At 67.6% G+C, this 24,836-nt stretch carries 15 protein-coding genes; 6 read left to right on the forward strand and 9 right to left on the reverse strand.

Features of this window, described 5'->3' with window-relative positions; translation table 11 throughout:
• The 8 genes from J2126_RS22165 to J2126_RS22200 all read right to left on the reverse strand — a co-directional run bounded on the left by J2126_RS22165 (position 1) and on the right by J2126_RS22200 (position 15,875).
• The gene (locus J2126_RS22165; protein ID WP_209488956.1) at positions 1–7,305 is read right to left on the reverse strand and encodes a type I polyketide synthase; all 7,305 of its coding nucleotides are present in this window, start codon (positions 7,303–7,305) and stop codon (positions 1–3) included.
• Positions 7,306–7,372: 67 nt separating this feature from the next.
• Positions 7,373–8,656, reverse strand: a complete 1,284-nt coding sequence (locus J2126_RS22170; protein WP_209488957.1) for a glycosyltransferase family 4 protein — start codon at positions 8,654–8,656, stop codon at positions 7,373–7,375.
• Positions 8,653–10,572 carry a glycosyltransferase family 2 protein gene (locus tag J2126_RS22175; RefSeq protein ID WP_209488958.1) on the reverse strand — a complete coding sequence of 640 codons (1,920 nt, stop codon included), beginning with the start codon at positions 10,570–10,572 and terminating at the stop codon, positions 8,653–8,655. Before J2126_RS22175 ends, J2126_RS22170 begins: the two co-directional genes overlap by 4 nt.
• Before the next feature lie 209 nt (positions 10,573–10,781).
• Complete coding sequence (locus J2126_RS22180) at positions 10,782–12,107, reverse strand: hypothetical protein (RefSeq protein WP_209488959.1); 1,326 nt, start codon at positions 12,105–12,107, stop codon at positions 10,782–10,784.
• Positions 12,108–12,223: 116 nt separating this feature from the next.
• On the reverse strand, positions 12,224–13,078 hold the full coding sequence (locus tag J2126_RS22185; RefSeq protein WP_209488960.1) for a beta-1,6-N-acetylglucosaminyltransferase: 855 nt from the start codon (positions 13,076–13,078) through the stop codon (positions 12,224–12,226).
• Between the two features lie 25 nt (positions 13,079–13,103).
• Entirely contained in the window at positions 13,104–13,928 is an 825-nt protein-coding gene (locus J2126_RS22190) for an ABC transporter permease (protein ID WP_209488961.1), read from the reverse strand.
• A 2-nt stretch (positions 13,929–13,930) separates the two neighbouring features.
• A complete protein-coding gene (locus tag J2126_RS22195; RefSeq protein ID WP_209488962.1) occupies positions 13,931–14,587 on the reverse strand; it encodes an ABC transporter ATP-binding protein in 657 nt (218 codons plus the stop codon).
• A gap of 7 nt (positions 14,588–14,594) precedes the next feature.
• Positions 14,595–15,875, reverse strand: a complete 1,281-nt coding sequence (locus J2126_RS22200) for a hypothetical protein (RefSeq protein ID WP_209488963.1) — start codon at positions 15,873–15,875, stop codon at positions 14,595–14,597.
• Positions 15,876–16,053: 178 nt separating this feature from the next.
• Between J2126_RS22200 and J2126_RS22205 the strand changes: the two genes are divergently transcribed.
• The 6 genes from J2126_RS22205 to J2126_RS22230 all read left to right on the forward strand — a co-directional run bounded on the left by J2126_RS22205 (position 16,054) and on the right by J2126_RS22230 (position 23,384).
• On the forward strand, positions 16,054–17,595 hold the full coding sequence (locus J2126_RS22205) for a glycosyltransferase family 4 protein (RefSeq protein WP_209488964.1): 1,542 nt from the start codon (positions 16,054–16,056) through the stop codon (positions 17,593–17,595).
• 182 nt (positions 17,596–17,777) lie between these two features.
• Positions 17,778–18,773: an NAD-dependent epimerase/dehydratase family protein gene (locus tag J2126_RS22210; protein ID WP_209488965.1), complete on the forward strand. Its 996-nt coding sequence runs from the start codon at positions 17,778–17,780 to the stop codon at positions 18,771–18,773.
• Complete coding sequence (locus tag J2126_RS22215; RefSeq protein WP_209488966.1) at positions 18,698–20,017, forward strand: glycosyltransferase family 4 protein; 1,320 nt, start codon at positions 18,698–18,700, stop codon at positions 20,015–20,017. Before J2126_RS22210 ends, J2126_RS22215 begins: the two co-directional genes overlap by 76 nt.
• A gap of 39 nt (positions 20,018–20,056) precedes the next feature.
• The gene (locus tag J2126_RS22220; protein WP_209488967.1) at positions 20,057–20,962 is read left to right on the forward strand and encodes a class I SAM-dependent methyltransferase; all 906 of its coding nucleotides are present in this window, start codon (positions 20,057–20,059) and stop codon (positions 20,960–20,962) included.
• 2 nt (positions 20,963–20,964) lie between these two features.
• Positions 20,965–22,248, forward strand: coding sequence for a hypothetical protein (locus tag J2126_RS22225; RefSeq protein WP_209488968.1), 1,284 nt, complete (start codon positions 20,965–20,967; stop codon positions 22,246–22,248).
• Between the two features lie 50 nt (positions 22,249–22,298).
• Complete coding sequence (locus tag J2126_RS22230) at positions 22,299–23,384, forward strand: hypothetical protein (RefSeq protein WP_209488969.1); 1,086 nt, start codon at positions 22,299–22,301, stop codon at positions 23,382–23,384.
• A gap of 129 nt (positions 23,385–23,513) precedes the next feature.
• Here the strand turns inward: J2126_RS22230 and J2126_RS22235 are convergent, their stop codons facing one another.
• Positions 23,514–24,773: a hypothetical protein gene (locus J2126_RS22235; RefSeq protein ID WP_209488970.1), complete on the reverse strand. Its 1,260-nt coding sequence runs from the start codon at positions 24,771–24,773 to the stop codon at positions 23,514–23,516.
• Positions 24,774–24,836: the final 63 nt, after the last annotated feature.

Below are 24,836 nucleotides of genomic sequence, written 5' to 3' on the forward strand. Positions count from 1 at the left end.
TCATGATGCGGTCCCCCTGGCGTCGCGTGAGCCGGCGGCCATTTCCGTCAGGGCTTCGATGGACTTGGCGTCGATGTCGATGCCGTGCCGTGCTGCGAGGGCGGCCTGCTCGGGGGCGAGCACCACCGCCGGCGCACTTTCGGCCGGCGGCGCGCTCTCGGGAGTCCGGAGGCTGGACAGCGCCACGGCGGCCAGATCGTCGAGCGTGCGCCCGCTGCCGATGGAGAGCAGCGGCAGCTCGAAGCCGAACTTCTTCTCCAGCGTGAGGCGCAGTTCCAGCGCCATCAGCGAATCCATGCCGAGTTCGGAGAGCGCCGCCGTCCCCGTCACGGCCTCCGGCGCGAGGCGGAGGATGCCGGCGACCTCGCGGCCGAGCACATCGCGCATGAGCGCGCGCGCCTCGACATCGCCGAGGCCGGCAAGCTGCTCCATCAGATCCTCGCCGCTGCCCGCCGCGCCGTCCGCCGTGGTGGAGAACAGGCGGGGGAAGGTGGGCGTGCGCAGCACCGGCAGCTGGCTGGCGATGGCGGTGCGGTTCACCTGCGCGTAGACGTTCACCACGTCCGCCGCATCGCCCTGCGCCATCAGCCGGCCGAGAAAGCCCAGCGCCTCGGCGGAGGCGATGCCGGCGACGCCGGTTGCCCGCGTCAGCCTCTGGCCGAGGTCCTGGTCCTTGGCGATGACGCCGGCATCGGAGATGGCGCCCCACGCGACGGCGAGGCCCGGAAGTCCACGCGCGCGGCGGTTGCGCACCACGCCTTCCAAGAAGGCGTTGGCCGCCACGTAGGCGCCCTGTCCGGGACTGCCGATCATGGCCGAGGCGGAGGAATAGACGATGAAATGGTCCACCGGATGCCGTTCGGTGATCCGGTCCAGCGCGAGAACGCCGTCCACCTTCGGCGCCAGAACCGCGTCGAGGCTCTCCGCATCGAGATTGGGGATGGCGCCGTCGCGCAGCACCATCGCGGTGTGGATCACGCTCGAAAGTGGGCCGTGATCGGCCACGAGCCGCTCCACCAGCGCCTCCAGCGCGGCGGGGTCGCGAGCATCCGCCTGCGCGACGACGATCCGCGCGCCGGCCGCGCGGGCAGCCTCGATGCGGGCGAGGTCGCCGGCCGCACGCACGCCCGAGCGGGAGGCGATGGCCACTGTGCCGGCGGTCTGTGCCGCCAGCCACAGGGCCGTCTCCAGCCCGAAGCCGCCGTTGCCGCCTAGCACGAGATGCACGCCGGTGCGCAGGGCCGGCGTTTCCCGCGTATTGGAAACGACACGCCCCGAGCGGGGCGGGCGCACCACGATCTTGCCCACGTGCCGCGCCGCCTGCATCTGGCGGAAGGCATCTTCCGTCGCCGATCCTTCCATGATGCGGTACGGAATCGGCTGGAGCGAGCCGCTCGCAAACGCTTCGCCGATCTCGGCCATCAGCGCCGTTGCCCGCGCCTTGTCGTGGGCGAGCAACTGGTCGAGGTCCACGCCGAAATAGCTGATATTGCGGGCGAAGGGGCGCAGTCCGACAGTCGTGTTGGACAGGAAATCGCGCTTGCCCAGCTCGATGAAGCGACCAAACGGCTTCACCAGCTTCAGGCTCGCCGCCATGGCGTCGCCGGCCAGCGAGTTCAGCACGACATCGACCTTGCCGTGATCGCGCGCGATGTCGCGGGCGAAGGCGAGATCGCGGGAGTTGTAGACGGCCTCCACGCCCAGCTCCTTGAGGAGCGCTGCCTTCTCCGGCGTGCCGGCGGTGGCAATCACCCGCGCGCCGCGCGCGAGGGCGATACCCACGGCGGCGAGGCCCACGCCGCCAGCGGCGCCGTGCACCAGCACGGTCTCGCCAGCAGTGAGGCGGGCGCGGTCGATAAGGGCGTACCAGGCCGTGGCGAACACCACCGGCACGGCGGCCGCCGCCTCGAGGGCAAGGGTCTCCGGCACCCTGAAGGCGAACCACGCCGGCACCGTCACATGAGAAGAGAAGGCGTCCGGCGCAAAGCCCATCACGCGGTCCCCGACGGCGTGGTCCGTGACACCGGGACCCACCCGCGTCACCGTGCCGGCCATCTCGAAGCCGAGTGACGCGCCGGTGAGGCCCGGGCCGAGGATGTCATCGTCGAGCGCCCCAAGCGCCAGCATCACATCGCGGAAATTCAGGCCGGTCGCGGCCACCTCGATCTCGATCTGCCCCTCCTCGGGGGCGATGCGCGGCTCGGCGCGCCACTCCATGGCCCCGAGCGCGCCCTGGCGGCCTACATGGAGCCGTGTGCGATGGGCCTCGTCGATCGAAATCGCCGCGTGCGCAGGGCCGCGGCGGACCCGGACAGCGTACTCCCCCGTGGGGCGCGAAACCCGTTCCGTCTCCAGACCGGGAGCGTCGATGATGCGGCGGACGCGGCGTGCGGCAGCAGCGTCGAGGGTCCCCACATCGATGAGGCGGAGGTCGAGGCCGGGCGTCTCGTTCATCGCCACCCGGACGAAGGCCGAGACGGCGACCGCCAGCGGATCCAGCACCTCACCCGGCTGTTGACGGCCCTGCGCGGTGATGACCCACAACCGCGTGTCCGCCGCTGCCGCCCAGGCGATCTGCGCTTTGAGGTCGAGCAGGGCGGAAGCCAATGCATCGCGCGGTGTGGCCTCGGCGTCGAAGACCATCGGCAGGACCAGTGCCCGCAGGCCGGTCTCCGGCTCGGGCGGCGTTCCGCCGATGACCCGATCGGCGGCGCTCGCCAACGCCAGTGCGAAGGTCGGGGCGCGATCGCCGACGACCCAGACAGGCGCGCTCACCTCGGGTGGCGGTGCGGGGGCGATGGAAGCGGTGAGCAGGACGGTGCCTGAACCGTCGCTCCGGATGGCATCGACCGCGCCCGCGCGTCGCAGGGCATCTTCCACCAGTTCAGGGGCTGGCCGCTGTCTCGCCGCGGCGGCCTCGGGATCGGGCGCACCCAGCAGAAGGTCGAGGGCCGCGTCGAAGGCCGGGATGGCGACCGTCACCTGCGCACCGGGGCAGCGGGGCGCCACGCGCTCAAGCACGTTGACGTCGGCGGTGGTATCGGCAAGGCCGAGCACGAGATCGATCGGCGGGACAGCGGCATCCGGTGCGGCGCCGTCGACCACGGAAAAGGCGTCCATTCCGGGCATGGACGCGAGGCGCTCACACTCGACGGCATTCGCGCCGAAGATCGTCACCTGAGCGCGCCCGTCACGGGCGAACGGAAGCAGGAGGGCGATCAGAGCCGCGCCGGGCCGCGAGCCGGCGACGATCTGGATCGGTCGCGGCGCGCAGGCGGCAATACGTGCCTCGATGGCATCCCGCAACGTTCCGAGCGTCGCGGCGGCGGATACCGACTCCGTCTCGAACTGCTCAGCGAGGTGGGCGGGAAGGTCGGAGCCACCTTCCGAGAGCGAAGCGGGTAGGCTGGCCACGAGATGCGCGGCAAGACGGATCTCGGCGTTCGCCTGCGGAAATCGCTCGGCGAGTGAGCGGAAGATCAACTGGGACGGCGGAGGAGCCGCCTCCTTCAGGTGCCAGCCCGTTTCAGAGTGCTCGGCAAGGCCGCACGCGGCCAGATAGCCCATGAGCACCGCCGAGCAGCCTTCGGAGGCGCGCAAGAGGAGGCCGGTATCGGCTTGGGATGCGCACTCATACGCGAAGGAGCGCACGAAGGCGCGCAGCAACAGTGCCGCATCGCTCGCCTCGGGCCGCACCTCGATCGCGCGGCCGGGCGGCGTCGCCGCGTCCATGCGCACGGGCTCGATGTCCACGTGGAACTGGCGTTCCTCGTCCGGACGCTGCGACAGTACCACCTCGCGCAGCACGAGATCGGCGACCTCAGCGACGACGCTGTCGTCGGCGGCCAGCAAGGTGAGGTCCACCACCGCGGTAAAGCGGTTCTTGCGCTTGCGGCGCATGATGCTTCGGGTGACCGCTGCGCCCGGCTGCCAGACCCGGAGCGCACCGAAGCGCACCGGCAGGTGGGTGCGCGTCTCGCCCTCCACCACGTCGGCGTCGAGGAACAGCATGTGCAGCGCCGCGTCGAGCGCGGTCGGATCGATCAGCAGCCTGTCTTGATATGCGCCGAGCGGCGGACGGCCCGGCGCGATCTGCGCGATGCCGGAGTCGGCATCGCGGACCACGCGGCGCACGCGGCGGAAGCTTGGTCCGTAGTCGAGGCCACAGCGCATGGCGGCGGCATAGACTTCGTCCTCGCTCACCTGCCAGGCGTCGGAAGGCACCGGCCCGGGCTGGCGGGCGGCCTCACCCACCGCGAGCGACAGCCGGCCGGTAGCGTGCAGCACGAAGGCGCCGCCGGCGAGCCGGTGGCGGGACCAGATCTCACAGGTGCGAGTGGTCGCCTCGAAGCGCGTGGAAACCTCGCGCATGCTGCCTTCGGCAAGGGCGAGAGGACGCAGGATGTCGAAATCGGAAAGCTCCAGCGGGCCTTCGCCGAGTTCCGCGCGGCCGACCGAAAGCATCATCTCGGCGAGCGCAGCTCCGGGGACCACGGCCTCGCCGTCCACCCGATGGTCACCAAGATAGGGCACGATCTCGGCGTCAACCCAGGCATGCCATTCCGGCACGCCCTCGCTCACCTTGAGGCCGAGCAGAGGGTGGGGCGCGGGTGCATCGTTGAGTCGTCCGTAGAGGCCGATGGCCTCGGACGTGGTGGGCAGCACATAGTGCTGCCGGTCCCAAGCATAATGGGGCAGGGAGAGGGGCGGGGGAGGGGCGCCGAAGCTCCGTTCCGCTTCGGGCTCGAGGCCGCGCGCCGCAAGGCGGGCGACCAGCGCATGCACCGGATCGCCATCGGCCTGGTCGTCCCGCTCGGAAAGGCTGCCAAGGCATTCGGCGGTGACGCCGGCCTCGCGCAAAGTGTCGCCTGTGGGACCGACCAGGATCGGCCGTGCCCCGATCTCCACGAAATGGGTGCCGCCCAGTGCCCCGGCGGCCTCGACCGCTGCCGCGAAACGCACCGGCAGGCGGATGTTGTGCCACCAGTATTCGGCGTCGAGGGCGGGTCCGGCGAGGACCGACCCGGTCACGCTCGAGACGAAGGTGGCGCGGGTTTCGCGGGGGGCGAGGCCGGCCAGATCTTCGCGGATGGCCTGTTCGGCCCCGTCCAGGAGGCCGGAATGGAACGGATAGGCGATATCGAGTGCGACGGAGGCGATCCGCTGCAGCCGAGCTGCCTTTTCTGCGAGGGCAATCGAGGTTTCCGGACCGCTCAGCGTCACCGATCCAGGGCCGTTATAGGCCGCGACCACAAGGCCGGGCGCAGCGAGACCGGCGACGAAGGCATCCGCCTGCGCCGGCCCGGCGGCGAGCGCGATCATGCGGCCGAGGCCGGCAACGCTCTCCTGCCGCTGGCTGCGGTGATGGATGAGATGGACGGCCTGCTCCAGGTCGAGCGCTCCGCTCGCCAGCGCCGCAGCGACCTCGCCTACGCTGTGGCCCAGCACCACGTCGGGCACCACGCCCTCGGCCTCCAGCGCGGCCGTGAGTGAGGCCTGGATGGCGAAGAGCAGCGGCTGTGCCACGCTGGTGCGGCCAAGGCGGGTGGCGAGGTCCGGTGCTTCCAGCGCTTCCGCCAGAGACCAGCCGCCGACGTCCCGATAGAGCGCATCGATCGCGGTGAAGGCCGCGCGAAAGGCGGGGTTGCGGACGAGCGCGGTCCGCCCCATGCCCACCCATTGCGCGCCATTGCCGCTGTAGACGAAGACCGTCTTGCCGGGGCGCACCTGAACCTTGCCCGTGGCAACGGAGGGGACCGCCTCTTCCCGAGCAAACCCGCGCAAGGCTGCCGCCATGTCCCTGGCATCGCCCACCGGCAGTGCAAGCCGAAGGTCCATCCGTTCGCGCTGATGGAAGGCGGCGGAGGCGATCGTCGCGGGCGACACATCGCCGGCCTCGATCCGCTCGGCATAGCCGGCAGCAAGCCCCCGTAGCGCTGCCTGGGACCGCGCGGAGAGCAGCAGTAGGCGTGAGTCCGATGCCGTCTGCGGCTGGGGCTCCGTGTCCGGCGCGCGCAGGATCACGTGCGCGTTGGTGCCGCCAAAACCATAGTTGGAAACGCCGGCGAACGGCGTCCGGGCCAGGTCGAGAGCCACCTCTTCTCGCGCCGGCATGAGGTTGAGTGCGGCGAAATCGATGTAGGGGCTCATCTCGTCGAGATAGAGCGTGCGCGGGAGGCGGGCTTCTGCGAGGGCCATGCCCGCCTTGACCAGTCCCGCGAGGCCCGAAACGCATTCGAGATGGCCGATATTGGACTTCACCGAGCCCACGGGTAGCAGCGTCGAGCGGCCCCTGCCAAGCGCGGAGCCAATGGCGCTCGCCTCGATGGGGTCGCCCACCGGCGTGCCGGTGCCGTGCGCCTCGACAAATGCGAGCTGGTCCGCCTTGATGCCGAGCCGCTGGTAGAGCGCGGACATGAGGGCCGCCTGGCCCTCCGCGGACGGCAGCGAAATGCCGGAGGTGCGACCGTCCGAATTGGCAGCGGCGCCGACGATCCCGGTGCGAATCCGCTGGCCGGCCGCGCGGGCATCCGTCGCGCGGCGCAGGACGATGGCGATGGCCCCTTCCGATCGCACGTAGCCGTCTGCGCCCGCGGAGAAGGGGCGGCAGCGACCTGTCGGCGACAGCATCGAGGCGCGCGAGAAGCCGATGAAGGGGGTCGGCGACAGAAGCAGGTTGACGCCCGCGACGACTGCGGTGTCGATCAATCCCGCATCGAGCGCGGCAGCGGCCTGGACCAGCGCTACGAAGGACGACGAGCAAGCGGAGTCCACCGTGAAGCTCGGGCCGCGCCAGTCGAAGATGTAGGAGATCCGGTTCGAGATGATCGACAGGGAATTCCCCGTCATGAAATGGCTCTCGATGGCGGCAGGGTCGCCCGCAGCGCCGGACTGGTAGTCCACGTTCGAAGCGCCGACATAAACGCCGATATCTTGCCCCGCCGTGCGCGAGGGTGGCAGGCCGGCATCCTCCAGCGCTTCGAACACCACCTCCAGCAGCAGCCGTTGCTGCGGGTCGATTTGCTGCGCCTCGCGCGGCGAAATGCCGAACACCGCTGGATCGAAGCCGAAGGGGTCCTCAAGATAGCCGCCCGCGAAGGTGTAGCTGAACCCCGGCTCGGAGCGGCGCGGGTGCAGCGCGCGCTCGATGGGCCAGCGCCCGATCGGAAAGTCGCGGACGGATGACTGCCCGGACTTCAGGAGACGCCACAGCGCATCCGTATTCGCAGCGCCAGGCAGGCGCAGAGCCTGTCCAATGACCGCAAGATCAAAGCCACCCTGACTGGAAATAATCTCAGAACGCAACCCTGTCGTCTCCCGCTGTGCTTTTCGGGTCCGCGCCCGACAATGCCGCCATTGCACTTTCGCGCGGTCAGACGCGGCCCGAAATCACCCGGGGTGGTTCGGACGCCCGACGCGGCGTGTCGTCGAGAGCCCATTCGAGATACTGCCGCGCCGCAGTTGCGACGGGAACCGGTGGCCGCAGGCTTTGAACAAGACGATCCCAGCGGTCCGGGTCGGTGGCGGCAAGAAGGCTTTCGCCCCAGTCCGTCACGTTCCCCACGCCGACATGAAGTCCGTCCACACCGTCGCGCACATGCTCCGCCATGCCACCGATGTTCGAGCACAGGATGGGTCGGCCGAAACGCCGCGCCTCCTGAATCACAACCGGCGAATTCTCCCACCACACCGACGGCATCACAACCCAGTCGATGCGCGACAATCGCCGTTCAAGATCATCGCGATGATAGGCGCCGGGCCAGTGCAGCACGCCCTCCTTCATCAGCGGCTGGCGCAGCGCCTCGATGCGGTCGCGAAAGGCGTCCGACTGCTTCTCGAGGTTGGCTCCGTGAATTTCCACATGCAGCTCGCGCCGCTGGGCGCGGCTGAGGTTGGCGAGGGCAGAGAGGAGCACGTCCACGCCCTTGAATGGCGTCACCTGGCCGAAAAAAGCGAAGCGGTTGCGCCTTTCGTTGTCGGTCAGCGGACGCGGCGGCAGGCGCTTGCCGGATGGCTGGCCGTTCTCGATCACCGCGATGCGCTCTGGCGCAATGCCCCAGTCGATATAGCGCTGGCGCAGGAATTCCGAGGGAGCAATGAACCGGTCCACCATGTCGAAGTGCCGGCTGATGAAATGCTTGCGCAGCCAGAAGTCTTCTTCACTGCGCTCGGGAAAGCAGACCGAGCAGGATTCGGCGGAGGCATTGAAGCAAAGCTCGGTGGTTCCGGGCTTCACCATCTGTCCATTATTGTTGCAGATGGCCTGGAATTCATGAAGCGTCAGGATGATCCGCGTGTCCGGACAGATGCGGCGGAGTTCCCGCAGCATTTCCAGGCCCATATGGGCATAGTGGTGGACGAACACCACGTCAGGCTTGAGCCGCTCGATAAAGTTCCGGAACGGACCGGTCACGGCCTGAGGCTGGGACGAGCGGAAAGTGAACCAGTCCCCCATGCCTGTGCGCCAGAGGTATTCGTCCTCGCGCAGCATGGTCACGAGGCCGGTGGCAGTGCCGCCGTGGCGGGCGAGAAGTGCGACCCGCCGCACGGCGCCGCTCTCGCGCAGGGCCGTAAACAATTGATGCGCCGCGACTTCCGCGCCGCCGGCGCTGAAATCAAGATGGCCGTGAGCGATAATGAGGGCTGTGCCGATCATGCCGCGGCTCCCGCATCGGTGACCGAGTGGCGCTCGATGGCAGGGCGCCAGCGTTCCTGATGGAGCCAGGCGTTGAATAGCATCACCCGCATGCGGAAATCACCCGAACCCTGGAGGCCGAAGGACTGGCGCTCGAGATGCGTCAGCGCGATGTCCGGGCACACACCGACAGAGCGGCCGGCCGCCTGCATCTTCAGACACAGGTCGGAATCTTCAAAGTCTCCAATGAGATAGTCTTCGCTGAAGCCACCGAGCGCGGCCACTTCCGCGCGGTCGCCGAGGAGGCAGGCGCCGGTGGCGGCGGGCCAGGGCACGATTTGTCCCGCCGTGGCGCTCAACGGAGGCAGGCCCTTGCCCGGATGCTGATTCAGCCAGACCCCGTATTTCCCGTTATATTCGAAGACCATACCGTCATGCTGGACGCCGCCCGAGGGAAACAGCAGGCGGGTGCCGAGGAGGCCGTAGTCCGAGTGGTCGTCAAGGCGCCGGCTCAGGTCCTCGAGCCAGCCGGAACGCGTTGGAATGACGTCCGAATTCAGGAAAAGCACCTGCCGTCCCTGCGCCTGCGAGAGGCCCAGATTGCTCGCGCCGGAGAAGCCGCGATTGCGTCCACCCCATACCAGGGTAAGGGGAACGCCGTAGAGCTGCCACCAGGTGTCCAGATTAGCGAAGACGGGCGCGCGGATGGTCGGGTCATCGACCACGTAGATCACCTCGCAACGCTTGCGAATAAAGGGATCTTCGGCGAATTCCAGCAACTGGTGGTCGACGAAATCGTAGCGCCCGTAGAGTGGCACCACGATCGACACCTCGGGCTGAGCAGGCACGATTCCAGCACGTTCCACCCAGGTATTCTTGGGGTGTTCGATGCGGTTTATGAGGGTTTTCAGCACCGCTCCGTCATGCCGGCTGAAACGTGCCGCCATCCGTTCGGGCGGGACCGGAAAGGAGAACGCCCAGCGGGCATACCCGACCGCGTCACGCGGGGCGGGCTCGACGTCCCGCTCGTGGGCGAGGACGAGGGTGTCGCCGTGGCGGGCGATGAGGCGGGCGCGGCAGCCGAAGCCGGCGGGCAGGGCCTGGAGGAAGCCGGCGTCGGCGCAGGCGGCGCCGTAGTCCGCGGCGAAGGCGTTGAAGATGTCCGGGCGGTTCCAGCGCTCGGGCGCCTCCAGCGGCTGGCACAGGCCGTTCTCGTCGATCAGGAAGAAGGGGCCCTCTCCCAGCGTCCAGCCGACGCAGAGACCGCCGGCGCCGGGCACCGACTTCAGGATCTCCATGTGACCCTGAGGGGCGCCGGGCTCGGTGGAGGGGATGGCGGATCGGACGACGGCGGCAAGGTGCTTCGGCAGGTCGTAGACGACGTCCACCAGCGGCGCCCGGGCCACGGCGTATTCGGCAACGATGCGGCCGAGGTCGCGCTCGCAGCCATCGGCCGGGAAGGCGGTGATCTCACCGCAGCGGTTGTGCTTGCCGGCGCTGGCGACGACGCGGGCGGAGTGGCCGGCCGGCAGGCGATAGGCGAGGAGCAGGCCGTCCACCCGCGCCGGAAATCCGTAGGCGGCGGAGACGTCGGGGCGGGCAACCTGCACGCGCAGCTTGGGTTCGATCACCCCCGCGTCGCTCTCCACACGGAGCGAAGCGTCGCCGCTGACCCAGCCGGTGATGACCAGCAGGTCACGGTCGCGGAACAGGCGGTCGAGACCCGCCCCGTCCGTCGGATGCTGGGCCTTGCCATCGAAGAGGGGCGACCAGATGGGACCTGTCTCAACGGCGGCGGAAGGGGGGGCAGCAGGCATGGGGTGGTCCGGGGGCGGACCCTGGTCGACCGGCGGCGCGTCCGCCTCGATTCGCGCCGCAGGAATCGCCCCAGCCGAAGCAACCTTGCCGCGCTGCAGCAGACTTGCGAGCCAGCCCATCACCCTTGCTCCGCCCTGCTTCACCGCAACCGCCGCACGCTCAGGTTTGGGTGCCGAAAAGTTCAATTAACGTTCGGCTAGGGCGGTGTCAAATTCCTGCGGCGGTGCAGCACGGCGGTAGGTTGCTACATCGTTCTCGGTGTCCGGCGGAGCGATCAAGCGCCTATAAATAGGCCGGTTGGAACGTTTTCCCCTATCGAAGGGTAAGGCTATTGCATATCATGTAAGTACTGTTGACGTATTTGCTCGGCTGCGTTTCTGCGATCCTCGCGGACGGAGAAGATTGCGAGGCTGTCAACGCGCTCACGCAGGGTCAGAAACTCCTCGATCGGCCGGTACTGCGGGCGATCAAAATAGTCATGTATCATAATAGTTGTGTCGCTACCGTGCGAAAGCGCACAATCCGCCGCGACGGCAACGCGAAAGCGGCCGTCAATCAAGATCAGGTCGGCGCTCTTCTGTTTCGACGGCCAACCCACGTAATTTTCAATCAGGCGATCTGCCGGCATTTCAATCGGGAAACCCCACGGACCCGTCGGTCCCACATGAACATGCCTCAGATGCAGCCGGCCAGTGTCGATATAAGACCGCAGCGAGAAGCGATCGATGAGATCGCTGCAGAAAGTGAGATCGGTCTCGATCGACGTGACGGTCTGTACGCCCATCCGGCAGGCAAGAACGGTCGAACCCCCGGCTCCGAATTCAAGATAGTCGTTGGAGAGGGATAGACGCGCCTTAAGCGCCTCGATCTCGGCCGGCGAGCCCTCGATATGCTCCTGAGGCCGGAAGTGAATCGCGTCGATCTGCGTCAAACGCTTGACGGGATGCACAAACGCTGCGCGTGGAGGCGCACTGAAGGACTGCGGAACCACATTGAACTCTTCGATCAAAGTGAACTTCCGCCCCGAATTGCCGAGGTCGATGAGCTTCAGTCCCGCCTGCCGCGCGAGGGTCGGCATCAACGCCTCGTAGTGGCCCGACCAGCCCTCGCGCAATCGAGCCGCATAGAAGTCTGCAAATTGGCGCGGAAAGAAGATGAGGGGAAGGAACGCCGCCTGCTTTTCGTCGTCCGGCACGGTAAAGGAGCCGGTTGTCAGCGTCGGCCAGTAGACCCATGCGGCGTCCTGAGGCTGGGAACGCAGATAGCTGGCGCCAAAGGCCCCTGATGTGGCCAATTTACAGAATTCGCGCACTCGGTGCTGCGCAATGTCGGTTGGCCAAACATCGAATTCGAGGCGGATGAAATGGCTATACTGCTCCAGACGGGACACGGCGGCGAGGAGCTTTAGGTCGCAATTTCCTGGAACGACGAAATCGCCCTTGCTGTGCGCGATGCCATCGAAAATATCTGAGCGCGACAGGATCAACGCACCGGGCAGATCGGGAGCCGTCGACTGCGTTGCGTCGAGGATCGGAACGACATCGGCAAAGCCCGAAAAAACTTCGGCGACCCGCTCCAAATTGGCTACCAGGAACTCGGGGTCAACCTGTGGGTGCGCGTCAAAAAGCACGCAAAGCCGCGCATCACCGCTCATCCTGCCCCCCTTGATGTTTCTCGCCACGCTTTATGAATGAGCGTTGCCGGCTATGCAACCTTACGGAAGGTGGCGCTTGTGCCGCCCCCCAACTTTCTGTACGGCAGCAGACGTGATCAGCACCGCGCCAACGATCGGACGAAGGTCTCGATCTCGGGAACATCGAGCGCAACTTTACGCAGCATCGGGGCGCCGCGCGCATCCAGCGAACTTATCTCATCAATGGATTGGAAAACATAAGGACGGGGATCGCGAGACCAGTCGGTGTGTACAAATGTCCGGCTTTCGGCGAGACTTCCGAGCACTGTGTGGATGTATTGTTCTTCGGGAATTGCTGAAAATTCAAAACTTTCGCGAACATGGTCGTTCGCATGGTAGTGCAACAGGAACTTGTCGATCTGCGCCCGCGACAGACACCACCATGTGCCACCGCCGAACATCAGCTCGATGTTCGCCTTTCCTCTCTGTTGCAACGCTTCGAGACGCTTTAGGCTGGCGAGCTCATGCGTCGTCCATCTCCGATCCAGCGGGGGGACGTGCCGAGGGTTGGTGGCTAGCGAATCGAAGAAATAAAAGCCCCGATATCTCGCGATCCATTCCTCATTTGTGGAACGATAGGTCTGTATCCATTCTGTCGGTTCCGACATGCACCTCAAGAACTCGGAGCGTCCGACCAGTGGGATGGTATCTTCGGTGATGAAGGCAATGCGGTCGTAGTTCTTTGCCCGCAGGGCCTGCTCGATCGTGGTCACGCAGGCGCGGATCGTATTGAATCCTCCCCAGAAGATGGGGAAACGGCGCTCAGCGAGGCGGATGTTCGCGTGGGTGGCCGCAGCATGGCTGTAAGGCGAAATATCTGATTTTGCATCAATGTGAATGTAGAAATCTGCCCAATCAGCAAAATAATCGGCGAGGAGTGCGGCTCCGGTCGCGCTTTTTAAATATCCAAGGCAAATAATTGCGATTTCCATTGTTCTTATCTCGCATCTATATTTTCTACGTGAATTTTCTAGTCACCGAGACCATAAACATTCCAAGCAATAGAATTGCAAGAATGCTCGCATTCAAGATGTTGTGGTCGAGGAATGAGCTCGAATATTCTGCGTAGTAAGCTACTCTGAGGGCGTCAACGATCTGGCACAAAGGATTCCAAATTAATACGTTGCGGAGCTTGTCTGGCAGTGAGTCAGGAAGAAAGAAGATTCCCGACACCGCCCACAGCAGAGGGCCGATTATGTTGCCAAGAAGAAATCCGATCGGGGCAAAGACGCCGAATGTGCCGAAGACCAGCCCGGTTGCGACACCTAAAAGCCAGGACTGCACCAGCGCAAGCAGGAAGCCCTGATAATCTGCGATGACCAAGTCATGCCCAAGAAGCGCGAGCGTTCCGACGACGATGGCCACCACCAGGGTGCTGGTGACGATTTCCACCACAATGCGAGCGGCGAACAGGTCGAATATGTCCACGCCCGGAAAATAGAGCAGGGGGCGGTTTTGAACGATCGTCATCATGATCTGGCGGTGGCCGTACAGCCAGATGATGAAGGGCAACACTCCCGTCATCAGGAATACGGCGGTATCCGATCCGATGGGCGTCGGCCGCCCGACGAGCATCGTAATTGCGATCGCGATCGTCAAATGCCCCAGCGGCATGATCAGCCCCAGCAGGAAGCCGAAATAGCCGGTGCCGAAGCGCGTCTGCAGGTCGCGCATGATGACGGCACCGACCACGCGGGCGTGCATGCCGGAGGCGGCGGCCCAGGTTTCGGTCGCGTGGCGCGTCGGGGCGTGATGGGTCGGCGCGTGGCGGGGGCGCTGCATCGTCAGGCCTCCATCTGCTGGCGGTGGACCTCGATGGCGTCGTTGATGTCCTCGAACACCATCAGCCGTCCCTTCTGCAGCACCATCCCGGCCGAGCAGTATTCCTTGATGGTGCCGGTGGAGTGCGACGCCATGATGAGCCCGGCCCGCGCCCGCCGCTCGGCGAAGGCGCGCGCGCATTTGAGCTGGAAGCGCGAGTCGCCCACGGCGGTGATCTCGTCCACCAGGTAGAAATCGAACTCGATGGCCATGGAGACGGCGAAGGCGAGGCGCGAGGTCATGCCCGAGGAATAGGTCTTCACCGGCATGTCGAGATCGCGCCCGAGCTCGGAGAAATCCTCCACGAACTCCGTCACCTCCGCGATGTCGGCGTCGTAGACGCGGGCGAGGAAGCGGATGTTCTCCCGCCCGGTCATCATCGGGTGGAAGCCGCCCGCGAACCCCAGCGGCCAGGAGATGCGCACGGAGCGATAGATGCGGCCCGAGCTCGGCGCCTCGGTGCCGGCGATGAGCTTGAGGAAGGTGGACTTGCCCGCCCCGTTCTGGCCGAGCAGCCCGTAGCTGGCGCGGGTGTCGAGGTTCACCGACACGTCGGAGAGCACCACCTTGCGCTTCAGGTGCGTCCAGTAGGTCTTGGTGAGGTGGTCGGTGACGATCATGCCCGCCTCACGACTTGATATGCCGCATCAGCTCGAAGGCCGACACCAGCAGCAGCCACAAAAGCCCGAACAGCAGCGCCGCCGCCATCGGCATCCAGAAGCGGTTCGGCCAGTCGTGCTCCTGCGCCAGCACCGGCTTCACGAAGGTGGCAAGATACATGCCCTGCCGCTCCGCCGCGACCCGCGCCTGCTCCAGCGCCGCCGCGGCGGCGGTGTACTGGCGCTCGGCGATCTGGCGTTCGAGGTCGAGGGTGTCGTAGCGCGTCATCACCGCGGAGAGGGTGTCCTTGTCCGAGCCTGGGCCGGTGGTGAGGCGGGCCTTGAGCAGCGCGATGTTCTCGCGCACCGCCTGCCGCCGCGCCTCCAGCAGCATGAATTGCGGCGCCCCCGGGCTGAGCGTGCGCCGGGCGGTGGCGATCTCCTGGTCGATGAGCACCTGGTCGCTCTCGAGGTCCGCGATCAGCTTGCCGATGCCCTCGTTGGTGCGGGCGGGATCGATCACGCCCACCTCGTTGCGCAGGTCGCGCACGGCGGAGCGGGCCTTGCGCAGCCGCGCCTCCGCGCGCTCCAGCTCCTTCTCCGCCTGGGAGATGGCATCGGTGCGGGTGCGCTCGCCGAGCTTGTTCACCATGTCCTCGGAGAGCGAGACCATGGCCTGCGCGATCTTGAGCGAATCCTGCGGCGAGAAGGCCCACACCTTCACCGTGATGATGCCGGATGGCGACTCGATGGCGGTGTCGATCTGGCTGCGCCAGGCCCGCTCCAGCCGCTCGATGGGGCGATCGGGGTTGAAGCGGGAGAACCAGTCGATGCCGGGGCGGGAATAGAGCTGGCGCAGGTTGACCCGCTCCTCCAGCGCCTCCACCACGGCGAGGCTCTTCACGTAATTGGCGATGATGAGGCTGTCCTGCACCTCGGCAAGGCCGCCCAGGCTGGCGGCGCCGGAGAGCGACTCGAGGCCGGCATGCTCGGATGCGCGCACGGCGAACCGTGCCTCGGAGAGGTACTGGCTCGATGCGAAGAAGACGAAATAGAGCGTGGCGAGGAGGGTCGGAATCGCCGCCACCACGATGAAGCTCGCCATCAGCGGCAGGCGGAACTCTGCGATGGCGCGCACTTCCGCGCCCCAGAACGCCGCGGCCGAGGGCCGCACCACGGAGCGCTGCAGGCGCGCCTCGCGGGCCTGTCGCCTGAGCTCCTCGCGCAGCCGCGAATTGCGGCGCACGAGAAGGTCTGGCGATCGGCCCTGTGCAGGCAGCCGGACGCGCGATGCGACCTCCTGGTTCACTCCTCGACCCTCCCGGAGCGCCCCATATTGCCCCAGTTCTCCAGCCTGTGCGCGACCGCAACCGGCGCGCGTGCCGGGACACGCCGCTACTAGCAGCCGGCGGGCTTGTGTGTCTATCCTCGCCGCCCGTCGGCCAGACCATGGCCCGAAATGACCCAACAAAAGGTTCGCGTTGCAGATGTCTCGTCCGTTCGTCGCCGGTCCGCCCCCAGCCGATCCCGTGCCGGACGGGGATGACGCCCTTGCCGCCCGCCTCGACCGGATCGAGAGCAGCCTTGCCAACCTCGCGGCGGGGCAGGAGGAGATCGTCCGCCGGCTGGAGGCGCTTCAGGACCATGCCAATCTCGTCGGCTACAAGGTGGAGCAGATCGCCGCCGGGCAACCGTCGCGCACCTTCCACCTCAATCTGCCGCTGCCGCTGGAGCGGCTGCGCGAGCTCATCGTGGCGCCCGGCCCGTCCGTCGGCGCGCTCGCCGAGATGTGGCGCGCCGCCGGCCGCACCGCCATGGTGCCGGAACGCGATGGCGCCGGCCTGCTGAAGGCGCGCGCGCAGCCGGTGCGTCGCGCCCGCACCTTCGGTCGCGATTTCGCTGGCCTCGTGTTCGGGCGCAAGGGCGTGGTCTACCGCGTGCGGCCGCACCATCCGCCGGTGCCGGCGCGCCCGCGCATGCTCCACATCATCCCCAACGTGTTCGTGGGGGGCTCCACGCAGTTGGTGGTGGACCTCATGGAGCGCCTCGGCCACCGCTACGAGATGCAGGTGCTGACCGCCGCCTTGCCGCCTCAGGGCCGGCACGAGGGCATGGTGATCCACCACCTGCCCCTTGGCAGCCCTGTCAGCGCCTTTGCCCATGTTCTGGCGCAGGTGGCGCCGGACATCGTGCATATCCACTATTGGGGCGACAGCGACCGGCCCTGGTATGAGGCGGCGCTCGAAGCGGCGCGGCCGACCCCGGCCGTGCTGGTGGAGAACGTCAACACGCCGGTGGAGCCGCTGCGCGATGCGCGGATCTCCTCCTATGTCTTCGTCTCGGACTATATCCGCGCCGCCTTCGCGCCGGACATCGTCAACGGCCGCGTGGTCCATCCCGGCATCGACCTCGACGCCTTCACGCCCGGCCCCTGGATCGGCGACGCGGCGGACAGCATCGGCATGGTCTACCGGCTCCATCCGGACAAGCTCGGCGAGACTTCCATCGACCCGCTGATCGCGGTTGCGCGGCGCCGGCCCAAGACACGGATCATCGTGGTGGGCGACGGCGAGCTTCTGCCCGTGTTCCACGCCAAGGCTGTTGCGGCCGGCGTCCTCCACAACTTCGAGTTCACCGGCACCGTGCCCTATGCGGACCTGCCCACGCTCTATCGCCGCTTCCGGCTATTCGTGGCGCCGGTGGTGCGGGAGAGCTTCGGGCAGGTGACGCCCTTCGCGATGGCCATGGGGCAGGCGGTGGCCGGCTTCAAGGTCGGTGCCTTGCCGGAAATCCTCGGGACGTCGGAGACGCTGGCCGAGGAGTCCGAAGGGCTCGCGGGCATCATCTGCGACCTCCTGGACGACCCCGCGAAGCTCGATGCCGTTGGCGCCCACAATCGCGAACGGGCGCGGATGTTCGGCCTCGGCGCCATGATCGCGGCCTATGCCGAGGTTTATGCACAGGCACTCGGCCGACCCACAGACCTCATGCCTGGCTTCCCTCGGGCCAGCCTGTTCGCTGAAGTTTAACCAACATTGCTGCATATTGCGGTGCGATACGGACTGGCGGGTCCGGATCGTTCGCGCTAGGGTAGCAGCTTAGGCGGTAGGCAGGTCCTAACGGAAGGTGCCGGGGGGACTTGATCTTGGCCGTTTCTGTAAACTTCACACGGTGGAGGGTGCGGGGAGGCAGGGCCTCGCGCCGGCGGGGCATGACATCACTGGTTGTGGGGGGCGCAGGAGTCATCGGGCGTCGTCTGTGTCAAAGGCTTGCGGAAAGTTCGGTCGGCACCATCGCCACCACCCGCCGGCTCGATCATGCCCCCTTCCATCGTGGCGTACGCTGGCGCGCCCTCGATCTTGCGACCTTCACCGGCTGGGATGACCTGCTCGACGGCGTCAGCACCGTCTATCACCTCGCCTGGTCCACCATCCCCTCCAGCGCCGGTCTCGATCCCGCCCGCGACATTCTGGAAAATGTGGTGGGCAGCGTGCGCCTGCTGGAAGCCGCGCGCCGCTATCCCGGCATCCGCATCGTCTTCGCGTCCTCCGGCGGCGCGGTCTATGGCGCACCGGAACAGCTGCCCGTCGCGGAGCATCACACGGCCAAGCCGCTCAGCGCCTACGGCATCTCGAAGCTCATGGTGGAGCATTATCTCGAGAAGTTCCGCCGCCTGCACGGGGTGGACGGCATCGCGCTGCGCATCGGCAATTGCTACGGCGCGGGGCAGACCGAGCTGGGCGGTCTCGGCGCCGTCACCCTCTTCACCCGCGCTGCCCTGCGCGGCGACCCGGTGAAGCTGTTCGGCAACGGCTCCACCGTGCGCGACTATGTGCATGTGGACGACGTGGTGAGCGCGCTGCTCGCCGCCGGACGGATGCACAATGTGCCCGGCCCTGTGAACATCGCCTCCGGCACCGGCCATTCCCTGTCTGAGCTGATCGCCAAGGTCGAGGCAGCGGTCGGGCGGCGCATCATCATCGAGCCCATCGCGGCCCGTCCCTTCGACGTCCCCGCCTCTGTCCTCGACATCCGCCGCGCCGGCGAGCGGCTTGGCTGGGCCCCCGTCATCGATCTCGATCTCGGCATCGAGATGCTCGTCAACGAGCTGAGGACCGAAGCAGACGTTCAATGCGGGTCGCCCTTTACGTCCATTGCTACTTCCCCGACCATTTCTACGGCACCGAAAGCTATACTCGCACCGTAGCGCGGGAGCTGAAGGCGCTCGGGCACGAGCCGGTGGTGGTCACGGCCACCTTTCCGGGCGAGCCGGCCCAGGGCGCACTGGTGGAGCGCGACAGCTTCGACGACATCCCGGTCATCCGCATCGACCGCAACGTCCATCCCAATGCCGCCGTTCGCGACACCTTCCACCTGCCGGCCCTGCGCTTCATCCACGAGCGCATCCTGCGGGACATCCGGCCGGACATCGTGCATGTGTGCCATCTCATCAACCACACCACGGCGCTGCTGGAGGTGACGGGGCGGCTCGGCCTGCCCACGGTCGCCACCTTCACAGACTTCTTCGGCTTCTGCTTCAACAACAAGCTGGATGCCGCCGACGGCAGCCTGTGCTCCGGGCCGGATGCCGACCGCGCCAATTGCGTCGCCTGCGCCTTCTTCCCCAGCGGCAAGGACAAGGGGGCCGTGCAGGGGCTGCTGCGCGCCGTGGTGCCGCCGGTGGTGGCGCGCGCGCCGCGCCTTGCGCCGGCCGACTGGCGCGGCACCATCGCCGCCCTCAAGGAGCGGCCGGGGCACCTCGCCGCCGCCTATGCCGGCTACGCCGGCGCTCTGACGCCCACCCGCTTCATGCTGGAGAGCTATCGCCGCTCGGACATCCGCGTGCCGCTGGACCTGTGCCGCTTCGGCATCGACATCGACCGCGCCCCCAAGCCCGAACGATCCGCCGGGCCGCTGCGCCTCGGCTTCATCGGCCAGCTCGCACCGCACAAGGGACTCCATCTCCTCCTCGACGCCATGACGTCGGCGCCGGCCGCCTTCAGCCTCGACATCTATGGCGACGAGCGGATGGACCCGGCCTATGCCGCAGAGGTCCGCGCGGCCTCGGCCGGGCTTCAGGTGGCGTTCCGCGGCACCTTCCCGGTGGAGCGGATGGCCGCGGTGCTGGCGGAGATCGACGTGCTCGTCATCCCCTCCGTGTGGGTGGAGAACAGCCCGCTGATCCTGCTCCAGGCCCTCGCCACCCACACGCCGGTGCTGGTCTCCGACGTGGAGGGGATGAGCGAGTTCGTGGAAAATGGCGTCAACGGCTTCACGTTCACAAAAGGCTCGGTGAAGGCGCTGTATGGCAGGCTGGAAGCCTTCGCGCGGGATCCGGGCCTTGCCCGCACCCTGTCCGCCGGCACGCGATACGATCGCACCTCGCGCCATATGGTGGAGGATGTGGTCGCCTTCTATGATCGCGCCCGCCAAGGCAGGGCGTCGGCCTGAGGGCGTCGGGGTACTGAGCGGGGAGACGGAAGAGGCGTGATGAGCATCGAGGCGGAGACGATGGCGGGTTCGCAGAGCGACGGCACGACAGCGGGTGAGCGGGCGGACGACGGGGCGGGGGCGCGCGCCCAGGCCGCGGCGCCGGGCAGCGTCGCGCCGGGCATCGCCGGGGATTTTGACGCCTGGCTCGCGCTCAACCGCGCCGAGGATGCGCCCGAAGGCGCCATCGCGCCGTTCCCGCCCGAGGAGCTGATGCACAACACGACGGGGCTCACCGCACCGCGCGATTTCGCCAGCCACGGCGTCGACTTCCTGCGCGCGCTGCAGGGGCTGAGCCCGGTGCCGCTCGCCGGCTTCCGCTCGGTGCTGGATTTCGGCGTCGGCGTCGGGCGGCTGGCGCGCATGTTCCACGGCTTCTCCGGTCGCTACGTGGGCATGGATGTGGACGCCCGCCATCTTGACTGGGTCGGGCAGAATCTCGCCCATGTGGAGCCGGTGCTGAGCGTGCCGCGCGCGCCACTGCCGGTGGCGGACGGCAGCTTCGATGCGGTGGTCTCCATCTCGGTCTTCAGCCACCTGAACGAGCAGGACCAGCTGTTCTATCTTCACGAGCTGCGCCGCGTGTGCGCCCCTGGCGCGCTCCTGTTCCTGTCCATCCATGGCGACCGCGCCTTCGCGCGCGCCCGTTCGGAGGAACGCATCTTCGAGATGCTGTCCATCCCGGAGCCCGAGCTTGCCGCTGCGCAGCCGGTGATGGAGGGCGGGCGCGGCTACGTCTTCATCCGCCAGGAGGGGCACCTCACCAGCACGGCCTATGAATACGGCATCACCTTCATCAGCGCGGCCTATGTTCAGGCCGAATGGAGCCACTTGTTCGACGTGGTGGCCATCGGCTCCGGCGCGCTGCATGATTTCCAGGATGTCGTGGTCCTGAGAGCGAGGTGACGATGGGCCTGCCGTCGGCGCCGCCCATCCGGGTTCTGATCGAGCGCAGCCGTGCCTTCGTGGTGCTGCCGTTCGTGCAGCCGGCGCTGCGCTGGCGGCGGCTGCCGCGCACCTTCGGAACCGGCGCGACGGCCTCGCAGCGCTGGTTTCGCCTGCTGCGCTTCTCTTTCGTCGCCTGCGTGCTGCTGCCGGCTGCGGTCTGCGCCTTCTATGCGGGGGTGATCGCGAGCCCCATCTATGTCTCGGAAGCGCGGCTCGCCGTGCGCGAATCCCAGCCCGACCGGGCCACGGCCGATGACGGCGAGGATGGCTCGAAAGGCGCGATGGCCGGGGTGATGAAGGGCCTCTCCAGCCTGTTCGGCGGCGGGGCCGGGGGCAGCCAGGCGCAGGCTCCCTTCGTCCTTGCCAGCTACGTCACCAGCCGTTCCTTCGTCGCCGCCCTCGATGCCGACGGCTGGCTGCGCGCCTTCTTCTCCCGCCCGGGGCTGGATCCGCTTTCGCGGCTCTCCGCCGATGCGACGCTGGAGGACGTGTGGCGCTACTGGAATCGCCACGTCACCGCCGCGGTGGACCGCCGCTCCGAAATCGTGCTCCTGCGGGTGCGCGCCTTCTCGCCCGAGGATGCCCGCACCATCGCCCAGCGCGTCGTGCACGCCGGCGAGGTGCTGCTCAACGACATCATCTCCCGCTCCCGGGCCGACAGCGTGACCCGCGCCGCGGACCAGCTCAACCGCGCCAAGGCGCGCTATGTGGCGGCGCTCGCCCACCAGCAGGAATGGCGTAGCCGCCAGCGCGCGATCGATCCGGTGCAGGCGGCCGAGGCGCTCGGCACGAGCCTCCTGCGGCTGGAGCAGGAGCGCATCTCCGCCGACAAGGAGATGCGCGCGCTGGAGAAGCTCTCCGCGCCCGATGGCCCCGCTTTGGGCGTGCTGCGCGACCGCGTGCGCGCCATCGACACAGAGATCGCGGCTTTCCGGGCCAGCCTTGGCGGTCCCGGTGGCTCCAAGGGGAGCACGGTGAACGCCCTCGCCGCCTTCGAGGAGGCCGAGATGGAGGTGCGTTTCGCCGAGACGATGCAGTCCATCGCCGTCGCCGGTCTGCAGGAGGCGGAGCGACGGATGCGGGCGCAGAGCGCCTTCGTCAACGTGTTCGTGCCGCCGAGCCTGCCCACCACCTCCACCGAGCCGAGCTGGTGGCGCACCGGCCTGTTCGTGCTGGTGCTGGCGGGCATCTTCTGGCTCAACGTCATGGTTCTGATCGCGGTCATCCGCGATCACCGCCGGTGAGGCGCCGCCCATGATCGCGCCCCATCGCGACCACCACCAGGAGGGCCGGCGTGCTCTTTAGCATCGACGAAGACGCCGGCAGCCGTATCGTCGGCTGGATCATGCCGGACAATCCTGCCACCACGCCGCGTGTCACTGTGATGGTGGGCGGTGAACTGCGCAAGGTGATCCCCGCCACCGTGCTGCGGCCGCTGCTGCGCGAACAGGGCCTGCACGAGACCGGCATCTGCGGTTTCGTGGTGGATGACCATGTGATTGCCGATCTCGCCAGCATCATCGACATCGAGCTTTACGACGAGACCACCAACATCCGCATCTACCGCCGCCGTCCACCGACGGCGAAGGCGGACCAGAAGCTGTTCCGGCTGGAGACGCGGGTGGTGGCGCAGGCGCAACTGAACCTGCCGCTGCAGGATCTCTTCCACATGCCGTTCACGCGGCTGGAGCGCACCCCCGAGGAGGCGGTGAAATCCATCCTCGGCATCGCTTTCACGCCGTCCATCTTCTGCACGGGGCGGGTGTTCTTCCGCACCTATGAGCCACTGCTGCGCGACCGCGGCTTCAAGTGCACCGTGCTGCTGCGCGATCCCTATGAGGAACTCGCCGAAGAGCTTCTGGTGCTGCGCTGGGCGGTGAAGACCCCGAACCTCGCTGCGTCGGTGCTGAGCGATGTCTACAAGCCCCTGCTGGACAGCCTCGCCAAGGCGGACCTCGCCGAGATGGCAGATCTCGAGACCTGGCTCGGTACCCTCTCTCCGTTCGAGCGCAGCCTCGTCGCCAATCCCATGGCGCGACTGCTCACCTGTCGCGGCTCCGACGACGTGCTGGAGACCTCGGCGGTCGAGAACGCCCTCGACACGCTCTCCGAGATGGACGTGGTCGGCCTCTCCGGCGATGAGGACGTCTGGTGGGAGACCATGCGCGCGGTGATGGAGCTGAACCTGCCGCCTCTGCCGGAACTCGCCTGGTCGCGGCAGGTCGGCGAACTGCGTGAGCAGGTGGCCGAGTGGCCCGCGGCGCAGGATCTCCTCGCCGTGGACGAACGCATCTTCTCCGACGTCACCGCTGCCGTCGGCCGGGTGGATGAAGCCACGGACGAGGCGGCGCAGGAAGGGGTCCAGGAAGGCGTCCCATAGGGCGCACCGGCGAGCGGTCAGTCGGTCAGAGCAGCCGTCAGGTCGCTTCCGGTCCGCCGGACCAGGCCCGGGGAGAGGCCGGCCCCGGATAGGCCGCGGGTCCCGGCCTCATGATCCGGAAAGCCCGTCCTACCGCGTCCGCGCGTAGACGCTCGCCACATAAAGTGCCACCACCGCCCAAGCGGCGAACAGGATGGCGAAGAGGGCGCCGGCCTGAAGCGCGGGGATGGGGAAGGCCTTCTCGTGCGGCAGGGTGGGGGCCATGAAGGCGAGGATGTAGACCTGCTGCCGGCCCCGGTCCATGCGGGCTTCGATGAGTTCGGCCTCGGCCTGCTTGAGCCGCTGCTCGGCGAGGCGGCGGCTCGCTTCCAGTTCGGCGCCGGCGACGAGGTTGACGCTGGAGCCCGAGGAGGCCGCATCGCCGAGGAGGGAGCCGTCGAGCGCGGCGATCTTCTCGTCCAGCGAGCGCAGCCGCTCCTTCAGCGCCCGTATCACGGGCGAATCCTCGTCGAGCCGGGCGCGGGCGGCGTTGAGGTCCGTGTTCAGGGCCGAGCGCTGGTCGCGCAGCTTGGAGATGACGGCGAAGGCGTCGCTGGCGCTCTTGGTCGGGTCCAGCGTGCCCTGACTGTTGCGGAAGGCTTCGAGCCCGGTGCGCACCACCGCCAGCTCCGTGAATGCCGCGCGCTCCTCCGCCTCGGCCTCCACCACGCGGTCGCTGCGGTTGCGGGCGGTGAGATCGTTGGTCACCTGCTCGGCCTGGCGCACCACGGCGGCAGCGAGCAGGGCCGAGCTCTGCGGGCTGAAGGCATAGACCTGCACCTTGATGACGCCCGACATCTGCTCGAGGCTGACGCTCACCTGCCGGTTCCAGTAGGTGACGAGGTCTTCCGTGCTGGCCTCCGGCGACAGGGCGAACACCGGGTCGCGATCGGAGATGCCGAAGATGCGCTTCAGGTCGAGCTGCTCCTGGAGCGCGTCCACCATGGCGCGGCTGCGCAGGTAGTCCACGACGACCCGCGCCTCCTGGGTGTTGGCCACCTGCGGTATGCCATTGGCCGCGGGGGTGGCCGAGGCATTGGAGACGGTTTCCAGATTGCCGCGCACCACGAGGCGCGCCTCGGAGCGGAACTGGGGGGCGGCGACGAAGGTGAGATAGAGCAGGCTCGCGACCGCCGGCAGCAGCACCAGCAGCCCGAAGCTGCCAAGGGCGAGTTCCGTGCGGGTGAGACGGGCGCGGCGTCCTTCGGCGAGGGTGGCCTGCGCCTCGTTCCGCAACGCGGCCCGGCGACGGGAGATGGCCGCGCCGACGCCGCGCAGCAGCGGAAGCGGCAGGAAGCGCTGGATCCGCGCGACGGCCGGGGATGCGGCGACGGCGGGTTCCTGGGCCACGGCTGGCTCCTGAGTGACCCTGTCGGGGGCGGCGGTGGTCCTGCCGCCCCGCGCGCGGGTCGA

The sequence above is a fragment of the Xanthobacter flavus genome (assembly GCF_017875275.1).
GTDB classification, from domain to species: Bacteria; Pseudomonadota; Alphaproteobacteria; order Rhizobiales; family Xanthobacteraceae; genus Xanthobacter; species Xanthobacter flavus_A.

Bases quoted from the DNA above. Each gene is read 5' to 3' on its own strand.
- J2126_RS22170 (WP_209488957.1), bottom strand. From the start codon at position 8,656: ATGATCGGCACAGCCCTCATTATCGCTCACGGCCATCTTGATTTCAGC.
- J2126_RS22175 (WP_209488958.1), bottom strand. From the start codon at position 10,572: ATGGGCTGGCTCGCAAGTCTGCTGCAGCGCGGCAAGGTTGCTTCGGCT.
- J2126_RS22180 (WP_209488959.1), bottom strand. From the start codon at position 12,107: ATGAGCGGTGATGCGCGGCTTTGCGTGCTTTTTGACGCGCACCCACAG.
- J2126_RS22185 (WP_209488960.1), bottom strand. From the start codon at position 13,078: ATGGAAATCGCAATTATTTGCCTTGGATATTTAAAAAGCGCGACCGGA.
- J2126_RS22190 (WP_209488961.1), bottom strand. From the start codon at position 13,928: ATGCAGCGCCCCCGCCACGCGCCGACCCATCACGCCCCGACGCGCCAC.
- J2126_RS22195 (WP_209488962.1), bottom strand. From the start codon at position 14,587: ATGATCGTCACCGACCACCTCACCAAGACCTACTGGACGCACCTGAAG.
- J2126_RS22205 (WP_209488964.1), top strand. From the start codon at position 16,054: ATGTCTCGTCCGTTCGTCGCCGGTCCGCCCCCAGCCGATCCCGTGCCG.
- J2126_RS22210 (WP_209488965.1), top strand. From the start codon at position 17,778: ATGACATCACTGGTTGTGGGGGGCGCAGGAGTCATCGGGCGTCGTCTG.
- J2126_RS22215 (WP_209488966.1), top strand. From the start codon at position 18,698: ATGCGGGTCGCCCTTTACGTCCATTGCTACTTCCCCGACCATTTCTAC.
- J2126_RS22220 (WP_209488967.1), top strand. From the start codon at position 20,057: ATGAGCATCGAGGCGGAGACGATGGCGGGTTCGCAGAGCGACGGCACG.
- J2126_RS22225 (WP_209488968.1), top strand. From the start codon at position 20,965: ATGGGCCTGCCGTCGGCGCCGCCCATCCGGGTTCTGATCGAGCGCAGC.